Origin of the sequence: Nocardia sp. XZ_19_231, assembly GCF_015355705.1 — a bacterium.
GTDB lineage: Bacteria > Actinomycetota > Actinomycetes > Mycobacteriales > Mycobacteriaceae > Nocardia > Nocardia salmonicida.
On sequence record NZ_JACUZI010000002.1, the window covers coordinates 245,378 to 258,705 of the forward strand.

Below are 13,328 nucleotides of genomic sequence, written 5' to 3' on the forward strand. Positions count from 1 at the left end.
AAGGCACCATCATGAACAGCACCGCAGCCCTCGAAACCGTCTGGCGCGACGTGGTCGCCACCTCCTACCAGGCCCTCAGCGACGTCGTCGCCGGTATCGCCGACGACCAGTGGGACCTGCCGACGCCCTGCTCGGACTGGACCGTCACCCAGGTCATCCAGCACGCAGCGGGCGATCAACTCGCCTACGCCGCAGCCCTCGGAGTCGGCCCCGGCCCGTCCTACAACCCCTTCGACCCCTCCGGCGCCATCGACGGCACCGCCGCCGCGCTTGTCCGCGAAGCCGTCGACCAGACCGCCGCGGCCTGGGCCACGGTCTCCGCCGACACCGCCACCGTGCCCACGCCTCTCCCGCACGGCGATCTCCCCACCCCGGTCGCGGCCACCCTCGCCGCTCTCGACGCGGCGGTCCACGCCTGGGACATCGCGATCGCCACCGGTCAGCCGTCACCCCTCACCGACGAACTGTCGGTTCACCTCCTCGCGGCCGCCCGCACGATCCACCCGGCCCCCGGTTCGGGCGCCGACGCCGAGATCATCGAACCCCTCCGGCAGTGGGGCGCCTACGCCCCGATCGTCGAAGGATCGGCAACCACCCCCACCGCCGAACTCCTCCACTATCTCGGCCGCACCTCCGCGTGAGCGGGGATCGTCCGAGCGCGGCATCGGATCAGCGGATCAGCGGCGCACGGTGATCAGGGTGAAGGGACCGATCTCGGTGGCGGTGAAGGCGGGATCGGTGAACAGGGACTTGGGGAACGACACCGTGTAGCGCTTGACGTTCGGGTCGTTCGGGTAGACGTCCTCGGCCAGGCGCAGGGTGTAGTTGTCGCCGTCGTTGCGGAAGAGGAAGGCGTCGGGGGCCCGCCATGGCGACTTCGACAGAGCGTCGACCAGGGCGGGGGAGTCGGGGAGCTTGCTCCAGTCGGCGATGGTGGCGGCGCGAGCCTTGAAGTCGGACAAAGGGTTCGCGTAGTGGGAGGTGAGGGCCTGGAAGCCCCAGTAGGGGTAGAAGGCCAGGAAAGAGGTGTCGGCGGTGAGGACGACGGATTCGTCTCGGGGCCTGCCGGTGCGGGCCAGGATGGCCTCGTCGACGGCGTGGTAGTACGCGACCGCGGAGGGCTTGCGTTTGTCGGCGCGTTCCCCGTAGGTGCCGTCGGCGTTCGGTACGTCGGTGGGCACGGTGTCGGTGTAGGCGGTGTCGATCTCGTGGGTGAGGACGGTGGGGATCATCTGGGCGAAGGCGAGAGCACCGAGCACGGCGATCACCGCCGCGGCGGTCCGCAGGGGGGCGGGTTCGTTCAACGCCTGGTAGACGGCGGTCGCGCCTTCGACGAAGCCGAAAACGCCTGCGGCGGCGAGCAAGGCGAGCAGGACCGGCTCGAGTCGGAAGGACAGCAGGGTCGTGCCCGCCGCGGTCGCCGCCATCGAGAGCAGCGTCCACAGGTAGATCGAGACGACGCCGAGGCCGAGCGCCTGTGCGCGCCTGGATGATCCGGCCCTGATCACCAGCCACAGCACACCGAGCAGGCAGAACGCTCCGCGCAGGGAGAACTCGAGCATCGGGAACGCGAGCTGGGCGCCGGATTCGGGCAGATAGTGGAAGGCGTTGCCGGACGGCATCTTCGCACCGGACAGCATCTTCAGCAGATACGGCGCCCACACGACGAGGGCGAGCACGATGGCGAGACCGCCGATGGCCGCCAGCCTGGTCAGCGGGGCAATCGCCGCACGCCAGGCGGGCGCCGCGGCGGCCGCCACCACCCCCATGATCACCACGGTGAACGCCGCGATCGCCAGATACAACGTGTAGAAACACGCGGCCACCCCGAGGAACACCCCGGTTCCGAGCACCGCGCCCCACCCGCCGGAACGGCGATGCAACGCACCCCATGCCAGTACCAGCACCGGCGGAATGAACACCACGAGCACCGCGCCATAAGCCTCCGGCGAGGCGTAAGCCAACGTCATCGCCGTGACAGCGGTAGCGGCCCCCACCGCCATATCTGCCCGTACCAACTGCATCCACAACACCAGTGCCACCGCGGCGGCAATGGCGAGCAGCCCGATCGCGTACGGCTTGAACACTTCCCAGCCGTCCATGCCGAGCACGTTGCCCACGCGCCCGCCGATCCAGAACCACCCGGCCGGATAGAACGGCGGCAGATCCACATAGGTCATATCGCGCAGGGCGGCGCTGTCGGTGAGCCGCGTCAGATATTCGGTCCGGAATTCCTGATCCACCGAGACACCGAACAGGTACAACTTCGTCGCGGCCAGCGGCATCCCGAGCGTGACCGTGACAAAGCTCGAAATACCCACCCAGGACAGCAGTTTCGCCGCCATCGGCCACTTCCGCAGGCGGATCAACAGTACCGAGATCACCAGCAGCGCGATCGAAACAACCTGGCCCACCGTGGTCAGGGCGCGAGTCACATGGGAGGAGTTGAACGCGGGCCACTGCACCGCCGAGAACGCGAACAGTCCCACCGCGGCGACAACGAGTGCCACCACCGCGGCGGCGACCCCCTCACCGACCCCGGTCCAGATCCTGCGCCCCGCTCGCACCTCGTCATTGGTCGTCATCGGCGCGCAATCCTCCGGCTCCACTGTGCTCAACGGTCCGGGCCAGCCTAGTGGAGCCCCAACGCAGAACTGCCGCACCATCCGGGGATGATGCGGCAGTCCGAAACGCAGTCGATCAGATCGGGAGCTTGCGGAAGATCGGGCGCGGCACGTGACGCAGGGCCGACATCAGGAAGCGGGCCTCGCCGGGGGCCCAGACGATCTCGGTGCCCTTCTCCGACGCGGTGACGGCCAGCTTGGCGACGTCTTCCGGGTCGACGGTGAGCGGGGCTTCCTTGGAACCGGTGGCTTCCCAGTGGGCCTTGGTCGCCGAGGTGCGCACCTGCATCGGGCGGATGACGGTGACGCGAGGGCCGAAGGGGCGCAGCGCTTCGCCGAGGCCGAGGTAGAAGCCGTCGAGCCCCGCCTTGGTGGAGCCGTAGACGAAGTTGGAGCGGCGAACGCGCTCACCGGCCACCGAGGACATCACGATGATCCGGCCGTGGCCCTGTGCCTTGAACTTGTCGCCGACCAGCACGCCCACCGAGACACCGGCGGTGTAGTTGATGCCGACGGTCATGACCGCCTTGCGCTGGTTCTGCCACAGCTCCTCGGCATCGCCGAGCACGCCGAACGCCACGATCGCGACATCGACGTCACCCGCGGCGAACGCCGAATCGACGACCTTCGGGTGTGCGTCGGTGTCGAGCGCGTCGAAGTCGATGACGTCGACCTGGGTCGCGCCCGCGGCCTTCAGCGTGGTGACGGCGTTCTCGAGCAGCGGATCGCCGGGCAGGTTCGCCAGGATGATCCGGGCCGGGCTCTTGCGCAGGTACTCGGCGCAGATCGCGAGACCGATCTCGGAGGTGCCACCGAAGAGCAGGATGGTCTGCGGGTTGCCAACTGCGTTGATCACTGGAGCTCCAGCCTCCTGGCCATATCGGACATGAACACGCCATTCGGGTCGACGCTGCGGCGGACCTTGATCCATTCGTCGATCCGCGGGTACATCTTGTGGAACGCCTCGGCGGAAGTGCGCGAGTCCTTCGCGGTGTACAGCCGCCCGCCGAACTCCATCACGCGCCGGTCCAGATCGGTGACCAGCTCGTTGAGGCCCTTCTTGATCGGGAAGTCGACGCAGATGTTCCAGCCCGGCATCGGGAAGCTCAGCGGAGCCTGGTTACCCGGACCGAACAGCTTGAACACATTCAGCGCCGAGTAGTGCCCGGAAGCCTGGATGTCGATGATGATCCGCTTGAATTCCTCGACGGCCTCGGTCGGCACCACGAACTGGTACTGCAGAAAGCCGTTGGAGCCGTAGCCGCGGTTCCACTCCGAGATCATGTCGAGCGGGTGGTAGAACTGCGTCAGATTCTGCACCTTGCCGGTGTAGTTCCCGCCCATCGCGTAGTACGCCTCACCGACGGCCGACAGCGTCAGCTTGTTCATGGTGAAGTTCGGGAAGATATCCGGCACCGTCATCAAGTGGGGCGCGTCGAACGCGAGCGGCTTCTTCTGCAGCTTCTTGGGCAGCTCGTCGAGTTTGGCGAGGCGGCCTCGGGTGATCGTGCTGCGGCCGAGCTTGGGCAGCGGACTGATCACGTCGAACCACGCGCTCGAGTACGTGTAGTCCGCTTCGCTGCCGTCGCTGTGTGCCGCGATCGTCTCGTCCAGCGTCGAGGTCTTGACGCCGTCGTTGAGGAAGTACGCGGTCTCGGTGGGCGCCATCTCGATGGTGGCGCGCAGGATGATGCCGGTCAGGCCGTTGCCGCCGACAGTCGCCCAGAACAGCTCGGCGTCCTCGGTCGGCGAGATCGTGCGCACCGCGCCGTCGGCGGTGAGCAGGTCGATCGAGCGGACGTGGTTGCCGAAGCTGCCCTCGCTGTGGTGGTTCTTGCCGTGGATATCGGAGGCGATGGCGCCGCCGATGGTCACCTGGCGAGTACCGGGTAGCACGGGCACCCACAGGCCGAAGGGCAGCGCGGCCTTCATCAGCTGGTCCAGGCTCACACCGCCGTCCACCTCGACCATGCGCGAATCGCGGTCGATGCGGTGAACGCGGTTGAGCGCGGGCATGTCGATGACGAGCCCGCCCGCGTTCTGGGCATGATCGCCGTACGAGCGGCCTAGGCCACGCGCGATCACGCCGCGTCGCAGATGCGCCGGCTTCGAGTCGTTGTCCTGCGCCACCATGCTCACGGCCTTGGCGATCAATTCCGGATCGCTGGTCGAGAGCACTTCGGCGGAGGTGGGTGCGGTGCGACCCCAACCGGTGAGCTTGCGGGTGCGCGTGGGTAGCGCGAACGCGTCATCGTTGGTGGTCGAAATGTTCTCAGACATCGGCTAAGAGGCTACATGCATGGCGCGAGGAGCGACCGGTCTCGTAGTCTTCCTCACGTGCAAGCCCAACCGCATCTGCCGCTGCCCGCCGAAATTCCCCTGGTCGACGAGCCCGGCGGGACCGATGTAGACCTCAAGACGCAGATCGTGCGGTTCACGCTGACCGGGGGTTTGTCGGCTGTCGTCGACTTCGGACTGCTCGCTCTGCTGTCGAACGTGCTCGGTTTGCCGGAGATTCTCGCCAAGGCGATCAGCTTCATCGCGGGCACGACCACCGCGTACCTGATCAATCGGCGCTGGACGTTCAACGCCGAGCCGAGCAGGGCACGGTTCCTCGCGGTGGTCGCGCTGTACGCGGTGACCTTCGCCGTGCAGGTCGGGATCTACGCGGCGATGTACTTCGCGCTGGCCGACGAGTGGTGGCGTCAGCCGCTCGCGTTCGTCGTCGCGCAGGGCACCGCAACGGTCATCAACTTCGTGGTGCAGCGTGCGGTGATCTTCAAGATCAAATAAGTCAGCCCGCTTTGGCCTCGACATGCTGTCGGCCCGCCTTGACGCCGAAGTAGTCGCCACCCTTGGCGCGCACGTTGTCGGTACCCCATTCGCGCTGGTCCCGCGCGACCGGCACCATCTGCGGAATGTGTTTGCGGCAGTGGATGTAGGCCTCTTCGACATCGACGACGACCCACACCTGCGAGGTTTTCCCCCGCTCGGCAGGTGGCAGGTCGGTGACGGTGCCGCGCAGCTCGCTGTCGGCGACCATGCGGGCTTTCCCGTTGATGTGCAGGCCGATGAGGTCGCGAACGAAGTCGATCATCAGGATCCCGACGTGCGGGTTCTCGAGGAGATTGCCCAGGCTGGCCATCACCCCGTTACCTCGATACTCGGGGTACGCAATCGTGCGATCGTCGATCACGTGCAGAAATCCGGGCGTCCCCGCCCGGAAGCTGGAGTCACATTCCCCGTGTGAATCGGCGGTGGCGATGAAGGCCATGTCCATGCGAGCGACGAAATCCACCATCGTGGGGTTCAGGTAGTCGATCACCTGGTCGTCGTAGAAGCGCTCGGCCCTGTCCGAGGTTCCCAACGTGTCCTGTAGCTCGTGTTCTCCGTCGCTGCCGACGAATTTTTCGGGCATCGGGCCCCCTCTGCTAGCCGTACCGGTTGATGCGGGCCTCTAGACGAAACCCCCGCTGTGACCGCAATCTCACCCAGTCTAGGGGACTCTCACTGTTGGCGGGGCGTCTCCATTGTTGCGAATGGGATGAAAGCCGAGTTTGCGCAACAGTTTCCAGGCCAGGACCGATCAGGCCGGACCTACCGTCACCGGTACTCCGTTGAACACAGCGGTGCCCGACACCGCGTCGACCACCGAATCATCGGTCAGCACATTGGCATTCACTCCGGCATGCGCCAGCGCGACCGACTGGGTGGTGCTCGCGCCGTGGCCCCAGCCGTGCGGCAGGCTCACCACGCCGGGCATGATCGTCGGCGTCAGCTCCACTTGCACCGTCAACGAGCCGGCCGCCGAGGTGATCTCGGCCTGTTCGCCGAGGCCGAGACGGGTCGCGTCGTCGGGGTGTACCTGCAGCGTGCAGCGGTTGGAGCCGCCGACCAGGCCCGAGATGTTGTGCATCCAGCTGTTGTTGGAGCGCAGCTGACGTCGTCCGATCAGCACCATCGCGGGCGCGGTGCTCGCCAGTCCGGCCCGCAGGCGCGTCACGTCCGCCAGCAGCTGTGGCGGGGCCAGCTCGACCCTGTTCGACGCGGTCCGCAGGATGCCGGGCAGCAGCGGCCGCAGCGGGCCGAGGTCGATGCCGTGCGGGTTGTCGAGCAGGGTTTTCAGGCTCAGTTCCCCGCCGTTCCAGGCACCGTACGGGCCGAGCTTGAGCATCAGGTCGAGGCGCTGCTCGGTGGTGTTCGCGCCGGTCAGCTCCTCGCGGCGTTCGCTCATGTCGGCCTTGTGCAGGGTGCCCGCGATGACGAGTTCGTCGATCATCGCGAGCGGGCTCGCCGCGCCCGTTCCGGTATGGGGCTGACCACTCACCGCGGCCGCGAGGCGGGCCACCACCGCCGATTCCGACGGCCGGTCGCCCAGGGCGACCACCGGCGGTGAGTAGCGCGCGTAGTTGCGCACCGCGAACTGCAGCAGCGCGAAATCGAAGTGTGGTGACTGCACCGAGCGCGGCGGCGGCAGGATCACATTCGCGTGTCTGGTGGTTTCGTTGACGTAGCGATCGACACTGACCATGAACTCCAGCCCGGCCAGACCCTTGTCCAGTCGCGCACCGCTCGGCGCGGAAAGCACGGGGTTGCCCGCGACCGTCACCAGCGCCTTGATCTGCCCCTCGCCCGGGGTTTCGATCTCGTCGGCGAGGGTGGCGACGGGCAGTTCGCCCATCGACTCCGGCAGCTCGCGAACGCGGCTGGTCCAGCGGCCGAGCCGGAACGGCCTTGATCGCTGCACTCCGCCCGCCGCCGCGTCGGCGAACATGGCGCCGCCGGGGGAGTCGAGGTTGCCGGTGAGGGTATTGACGGCGTCGACCAGCCACTGGGTGAGCGTGCCGAACTCCGCGGTGCAGGTGCCGATCCGCGCGTAGACGGCCGACGTGGGCGCGGCGGCGAGTTCGCGGGTCAGTGTGCGAATGGTGTCGGCGGGGATGCCGGTGCGCTCGGCTACCGCTTCGGGCGGGAACTCGAGCGCGGCAGCGCGCAGTTCGTCGAGCCCGGCGACGTCGACGCGTACGTCCGTGAGACCTTCGTCGAACAGCGTGTGCACCACACCGAACAGCAGATAGGCGTCGGCGCCCGGCCGGATGAACAGGTGCTGGTCGGCGAGTGCGGCGGTTCTGGTTTCACGCGGATCGACCACGACCAGCTTGCCCCCGCGAGCCCGCAACGCCTTGAGTCGGCCGGGAAAATCGGGCGCGGTGCACAGCGACCCGTTGGACTCGAGCGGATTGGCGCCGAGCATCAGCAGGAAATCGGTGCGGTCGAGGTCGGGGACCGGGACCTTGAGCGGGTCGCCGAACATGAGCCCGGCCGCGACCTGTTTCGGCATCTGATCGGCGGAGCTCGCGGTGTAGATATGGCGAGTGCTCAACGCGCGGATGAGCGCGGGCACATAGAGCGCGCCCGCGACGGTGTGCGCGTTGGGATTGCCCAGGTACATGGCGGACGAGCCGCTGGGGATCTCGGCGAAGGCGGCCGCGATCAGGTCGAACGCCTCGTCCCAGCTCGCGGCGCGGAATCCGTCACCGTCGCGGATCAGCGGGGTGGTGACCAGGTCGGGATCGTTGTCGAGTTGGCCGAAGCTGGCGCCCTTCGGGCACAGGAAGCCCTTGCTGAACGGGTCGTCGCGATCACCGCGTACCGACAGCACCCGGTCGGCGTCGTCGAGAGTGATTGTGAGACCGCAGACGGCCTCGCACAGCGGACAGGTACGCAAAGCGGTCCGAGAAGACAGCGAACGAGAAGCCATATCTCATGCTTACGCCCACCGGGGTGGGCGATGGCCGGAAACGCCGAAAACCCGCGAGCTGCGACGTCGGGGAGGCGTCGCGGATCGCGGGTTCGGGCTGGTTCAGGTCAGCTGGCCAGAGTCAGCGCTGTGCGCTTGCCGGTCTGCTTGCTGCCGGACTGCTTGCGCGCCATCGCCGAGCGCACGGCCGCACCGAGGGCGACGACCGGCGGGATCCAGCGAGCCTCGGTGGGAGCGACACTCCAGGAGGCGCTGCCCGCGGCCAGCTGGGTCGGCGGCAGCGGGATGCTCGCACCGTCGGTGTGCACGATGACGCCTGCCTCACGCATGGCCTCGATCGCCATGGCGGCCTTGCGGACTCCGGTGACCAGGTGGATCTCGCGACGCTCCTGGCCCGGGATCTCGATCACGGGGCCGGACAGGTTGTTGGCGCGCAGGAAGCGGCGGACATCGCCTGCGATCTCGCCGGTGATCTCGATGGCCGAGACTTCGTCATCGGTGATCAAGCACAGACCGTTGGTGGTTTCAGCGACCGTCCATCCACGCGCGGTGTACTCCTGCGCGGCGGCACCTTTGTCGGCGGCCGTAGTGGTGGTCGGAAACGTCGTGCGCACTGTGTGTTCTCCATTCCCCGAAGAGCTCTGTTCCTGCGTTCATGGGCGTATCGGCGCGGGGTAGTCCACTTGTTACGCCGTTACCGAAAAATATTCGAGAGTGTCTGCTTCGTCTCAGTTCGGTAACCTTCGCTATCGCAGGTAAGGCGCCGCCGGGGTTGGCGTCGCGGGCGAAAGCGGGCAGGATTCGGACTATGACCGAAGCGCCTGGCACCCCCGAGTCGAACGACGAGGATGCCGAGGAGTTCGAAGCCGAATCACGTTGGCTCTCTTGGAAAGAAAGCGACGGAAAGCGTCCGGCTCGTCCCGTCGAGGGTACGTACGAGGCAGACCTGGCGCGCGACGCGGGGTTCGAAGAGCCCTTCCGCACTACCGGTTCGGCCAAGCAGTGGGCTGCCGAAGCGGGCCGTTCCCTGCTCGACGTGCAGTTCCGCAGGCCCGCGACCAGGACATTGCTGCCGCTCGCCTACGTTTTGGGCGTCGTTTCCTTCGGCATCGGCGTGCCGATCGCGCTCACGGTGCTGATGTGGAAGGCCTCGGCGCTGCTGGGAGTGCTCGCCGCGCTCGTCGCCGTGCCGCTGGGGCTCACCATCGCGGCCTCGGTGCGCCTGATGCTCGAATTCGCCGACAACGCCGCCCGGTTGGCAGGCCGCGTCGAGCACATCAGCGAACTGGCCGATGGCCTGTTCCAGGCCCTGTCCGATGTCGCCGAGCCGGTGAACCAGCTCTCCGAAGATGTTCGAGCAGTGCAGTTCTGGCGGTTCCGCAAGAAAAAGTAGGTCTTGCGCGGTGTCCGATTCATTGTGAAACAATCCGTACGCAGATCCGACGATATGTCGGCCGCGTAGGGCGGTCTCCGAAAGTTCTGTCCGGAGACCGGAGTTCGGATACAGGGGGGAAGTATGGCTTCACCACAGGGCGTCACGGGTTCCACGATGCCGCGCAGACAGTTGGGCAGGCACTTGCGTGACCTGCGCAATCGTGCGCGGATGACCACGAGAACCGCGGCGGCGCAACTGGAGTGGTCGGAAGCGAAGATCTGGCGGATCGAAACGGGGCAGACGTCGTTGCGCAGCCTCGACGTCGAGGCCATGTGCAAGGTGTACGGCGCGCCGGCCGATCTGGTCGAACCGCTGGCCGCCCTCGCTCGCGAAACCAAGGCACGGGGTTGGTGGACGAGCTACGGCGATGTGATCGCGGAGGGATTCGAGGTCTACATCGGCCTCGAGGAAGCCGCGTCGGGGCTGGCACTCTACGAGGACGGCCTGGTCCCGGCACTGTTGCAGACCCAGGACTACGCGAAAGCGCTGTTCGAGCAGACGATTCCGGACCTGACCGAGGCCGAGCTCGAGCGCAGGCTACGGGTGCTCGCCGCCAGGCAGGCCCTGGTCACCAGGGCCGATGACCCGTTGCGACTGGACGTGGTGCTGGCCGAGTCGGTGCTCACCCGCTTCATCGGCGACGAGCGCGTGCGCGCGGGTCAGCTCGCGCGATTGCGGGACCTGGCCGAGCGTGACACGGTGCGCATCCAGGTGGTTCCCGGCGATTCCGGCTATCACGCCGGTCTCGAATCCGGCCGGTTCGTGATCCTGGATTTCGGGGTCGACGATTCGGTGGATCGACCGGAGCCGCCGGTGGTCTACGTGGAAACCTTCGCGGGCAGCAGCTATCTGGACAAACCGGTCGAATGCGACCGCTACCGGCAGGCGTTCACCGACATCACCGTGGCGGCTACGGGCACGCTGTAGGGCTGTCCCACGAACCGGCGAGCACCGAACGGTGGGTGGGCAGGGCGCGGTCGTAGACCGCCCTGCCCTTGTCGGTGAGTTGGACGAAGATGGCGCGACGGTCGAGATCGCACATGCTCCGCTCGACCAGTCCGTCGCGTTCCAGTCTGGCCACCGCGCGCGACAGCGCGCTCTGGCTCAGGTAGATGTCCTGGGCCAGTTCCGTCATGCGGTACTTCTGACACGCCGCGTCGACCAGTCGGTCCAGCGTTTCGAATTCGCTGAGGCCGATCTCGTGGTCCTTTTGGAGCGCCTTCTCCAGGGCGCAACTCACGGCGGCATGTCTGCCGAGTAGTTCGCGCCACTGACCGACCAGCTCGGTGGGCGCTTCGGTGCGCCGAGCTGACGTTGCGGCCGGGTTCATGGCCCCACCTTAGTGGTCCGCGCCTGTTCATGCAACGGCATTTTATGTGTTGGCAATTAATGCACACGCATGTAATGTCCTCCGCATGACTTCGCCAGCAACGCTTTCGGCCGCAGATCAGGCGACCGATCCCACCAGGTGGCCCCTCCGGCTCTGGGGCATGCTGATCACTCTGTGCATCGTTCTCTTCCTCGACGGGCTCGACGTCTCGATGATCGGCGTCGCGCTGCCGTCCATCGGCGCCGAACTCGATCTGTCCACCTCCACCCTGCAGTGGCTCGTCAGCGGCTACATCCTCGGCTACGGCGGCCTGCTGCTGCTGGGCGGACGCACCGCCGACCTGCTCGGACGCCGCAAGGTCTTCCTCATCGCACTCGCGGTGTTCGCCGTCGCATCACTGATCGGCGGGCTGGTGAGCGACCCCGCCCTGCTGATCGCTACCCGTTTCATCAAGGGCCTGGCCGCCGCGTTCACCGCGCCGACCGGTCTGTCGATCATCACCACCACCTTCGCCGAAGGAAAAGCGCGCAACAAGGCGCTGTCGATCTACACCGTCTTCGGTGCGGGCGGCTACTCCATGGGTCTGCTGTTCGGTGGCCTGATGACCGGCGTCGGCTGGCGCTGGACCTTCCTGCTGCCCGTCCCGATCGCCGTCGCCGCGCTGATCGCCGCGTTCGCGCTGGTGCCGAAGGACGGCAAGGCCGAAGAGGGCGGACACGATCTACTCGGCGCGCTCCTGTCGACGGCAGGCATGTTGTTGCTGGTCTACACCGTGGTCACCGCGCCGGAAGTCGGTTGGGCCTCGGGCCGCACCATCGGTTCGTTCCTGGCCGTGATCGCCCTGTTCGCCGCGTTCGTCGTCACCGAGCAGCGCGTGAAGCACCCGCTGGTTCGCCTCGGCATCCTGCGTAAGGCCTCGCTCGTGCGAGCCAGCCTGGCCATCATCGCGGTCGCCGGTTCGTACTTCTCCTGGCAGTTCATCGTGACCCTGTACATGCAGGACACCCTGGAATGGTCGGCGCTGAAGCTGGCGATGGCCCTGCTGCCGGTGGGCATCATGGTCGTCGGGTCGGCGTTCTTCTCGGAGAAACTGATCGACCGTTTCGGCACCGGGCCGGTCATCGCGGTCACCCTGAGCGTGATGGCCATCGGCTACCTGATGTTCCTGCGGCTCGACACCGCGCCCGACTACCTCACCATGCTGCTGCCGGCCATCCTGCTGATCGGCATCGGCTGGGTCGGATTCCCGGCCATCAATGTGCAGGCCACCAGCGGTATCGACGACGAAGAGCAGGGTCTCGCGGCAGGCGTGCTGCAGACCTCCATGCAGGTCGGCGCGGCCATCGTGCTCGCGGTGACCACCGCCATCGTCACCTCCGGCGGGCACGGAACGAGTGCCACTCCGCAGCAGATGCTCGACGCCTACCGGCCGGGCCTCGAGTTCGCGGCGGGCGTCACCATCGTCGGCGCGCTGGTCGCACTGACGGTGTTCCTGCCACGGTTCCGCAAGCCGTCCCAGGACGCACCGGTCGTCGAGGCGAAGGTTCTCGAACCGGTCGCCTGATCGGACAAACGACGAACGGCACCACCTCGCACGGGTGGTGCCGTTCGACGTTTCACGTGAATCAGTCGGAAAACTTCGGCGCTGCTTCGTCTTTCGCCGAGCGAACGTAGGTCAGCGGGCGACCGTCGCGGCCCTCGGTCGGCCAGGCGATACCGAGACGCGGATCGAAAGCGTCCATGTCCCTGTCGAATTCGGGGGAGTACTCGAGCGAGCACAGGTAGGTCACCGTCGAGCGGTTCTCCAGCGAGAGGATGGCATGGCCGAGGCCCTCGGACAGGAACACCGAACGGCGCGACACGTCATCGAGCAACACACTGTCCCACCGGCCGTAGGTCGGCGAGCCGGGGCGCAGGTCGACCACCACGTCGAGGAACGCGCCACGTACACAGGTCACATACTTGGCCTGACCGGGCGGATCGTCGGTGTAGTGGATCCCGCGCAGCACCCCGGCCGCCGAGACCGAGGTGTTCACCTGGTGCAGCTCGAACGGGCGCCCGGTGGCCTTCTCGAACTCCGAGGCCTTGAACGACTCACAGAACATGCCGCGGTCGTCGCCGAGCAGACGCGGGGTCACCACCCAGGCGCCGGGGATCGCCAGTTCACGAAACTCCATG

General features: G+C 66.9%; 13 protein-coding genes. 5 read left to right on the top strand and 8 right to left on the bottom strand.

From position 1 onward, the window contains the following. Positions 1-11: 11 nt before the first annotated feature. Positions 12-641 carry a TIGR03086 family metal-binding protein gene (locus IBJ82_RS08330; protein ID WP_194825404.1) on the top strand — a complete coding sequence of 210 codons (630 nt, stop codon included), beginning with the start codon at positions 12-14 and terminating at the stop codon, positions 639-641. 36 nt (positions 642-677) lie between these two features. On the opposite strand, the gene IBJ82_RS08335 is transcribed toward IBJ82_RS08330, so the two are convergent. From IBJ82_RS08335 to IBJ82_RS08345, 3 genes are all read right to left on the bottom strand, one after another. Continuing rightward, positions 678-2,585, bottom strand: coding sequence for a galactan 5-O-arabinofuranosyltransferase (locus IBJ82_RS08335; protein WP_194825405.1), 1,908 nt, complete (start codon positions 2,583-2,585; stop codon positions 678-680). A gap of 115 nt (positions 2,586-2,700) precedes the next feature. After that, the gene (locus IBJ82_RS08340; protein WP_194825406.1) at positions 2,701-3,480 is read right to left on the bottom strand and encodes a decaprenylphospho-beta-D-erythro-pentofuranosid-2-ulose 2-reductase; all 780 of its coding nucleotides are present in this window, start codon (positions 3,478-3,480) and stop codon (positions 2,701-2,703) included. Further along, complete coding sequence (locus tag IBJ82_RS08345; protein WP_194825407.1) at positions 3,477-4,904, bottom strand: FAD-binding oxidoreductase; 1,428 nt, start codon at positions 4,902-4,904, stop codon at positions 3,477-3,479. The genes IBJ82_RS08340 and IBJ82_RS08345 overlap by 4 nt, the downstream gene beginning before the upstream one ends. A gap of 15 nt (positions 4,905-4,919) precedes the next feature. Here IBJ82_RS08345 and IBJ82_RS08350 point away from each other — a divergent pair, with 15 nt between their 5' ends. Next, positions 4,920-5,417 carry a GtrA family protein gene (locus IBJ82_RS08350; RefSeq protein WP_228536804.1) on the top strand — a complete coding sequence of 166 codons (498 nt, stop codon included), beginning with the start codon at positions 4,920-4,922 and terminating at the stop codon, positions 5,415-5,417. Between the two features lies 1 nt (position 5,418). On the opposite strand, the gene IBJ82_RS08355 is transcribed toward IBJ82_RS08350, so the two are convergent. The 3 genes from IBJ82_RS08355 to IBJ82_RS08365 form a co-directional block, all read right to left on the bottom strand. Further along, positions 5,419-6,042, bottom strand: coding sequence for a pyridoxamine 5'-phosphate oxidase family protein (locus tag IBJ82_RS08355; RefSeq protein ID WP_194825408.1), 624 nt, complete (start codon positions 6,040-6,042; stop codon positions 5,419-5,421). Positions 6,043-6,210: 168 nt separating this feature from the next. Beyond that, positions 6,211-8,385, bottom strand: coding sequence for a molybdopterin oxidoreductase family protein (locus IBJ82_RS08360; RefSeq protein ID WP_194825409.1), 2,175 nt, complete (start codon positions 8,383-8,385; stop codon positions 6,211-6,213). A 107-nt stretch (positions 8,386-8,492) separates the two neighbouring features. Next, on the bottom strand, positions 8,493-8,999 hold the full coding sequence (locus IBJ82_RS08365) for a hypothetical protein (RefSeq protein ID WP_194825410.1): 507 nt from the start codon (positions 8,997-8,999) through the stop codon (positions 8,493-8,495). Between the two features lie 194 nt (positions 9,000-9,193). Here IBJ82_RS08365 and IBJ82_RS08370 point away from each other — a divergent pair, with 194 nt between their 5' ends. Continuing rightward, complete coding sequence (locus IBJ82_RS08370; protein WP_194825411.1) at positions 9,194-9,778, top strand: DUF4282 domain-containing protein; 585 nt, start codon at positions 9,194-9,196, stop codon at positions 9,776-9,778. A gap of 123 nt (positions 9,779-9,901) precedes the next feature. Beyond that, positions 9,902-10,747: a helix-turn-helix transcriptional regulator gene (locus tag IBJ82_RS08375; RefSeq protein ID WP_194825412.1), complete on the top strand. Its 846-nt coding sequence runs from the start codon at positions 9,902-9,904 to the stop codon at positions 10,745-10,747. Here IBJ82_RS08375 and IBJ82_RS08380 read toward each other — a convergent pair. Continuing rightward, positions 10,731-11,150, bottom strand: coding sequence for a MarR family transcriptional regulator (locus IBJ82_RS08380; protein WP_194825413.1), 420 nt, complete (start codon positions 11,148-11,150; stop codon positions 10,731-10,733). The genes IBJ82_RS08375 and IBJ82_RS08380 overlap by 17 nt on opposite strands. Positions 11,151-11,235: 85 nt before the next feature. Between IBJ82_RS08380 and IBJ82_RS08385 the strand changes: the two genes are divergently transcribed. Beyond that, positions 11,236-12,714, top strand: coding sequence for an MFS transporter (locus tag IBJ82_RS08385; RefSeq protein ID WP_228536805.1), 1,479 nt, complete (start codon positions 11,236-11,238; stop codon positions 12,712-12,714). Positions 12,715-12,775: 61 nt separating this feature from the next. Here the strand turns inward: IBJ82_RS08385 and IBJ82_RS08390 are convergent, their stop codons facing one another. Next, complete coding sequence (locus IBJ82_RS08390) at positions 12,776-13,327, bottom strand: dTDP-4-dehydrorhamnose 3,5-epimerase family protein (protein ID WP_194825414.1); 552 nt, start codon at positions 13,325-13,327, stop codon at positions 12,776-12,778. Position 13,328 lies beyond the last annotated feature (1 nt).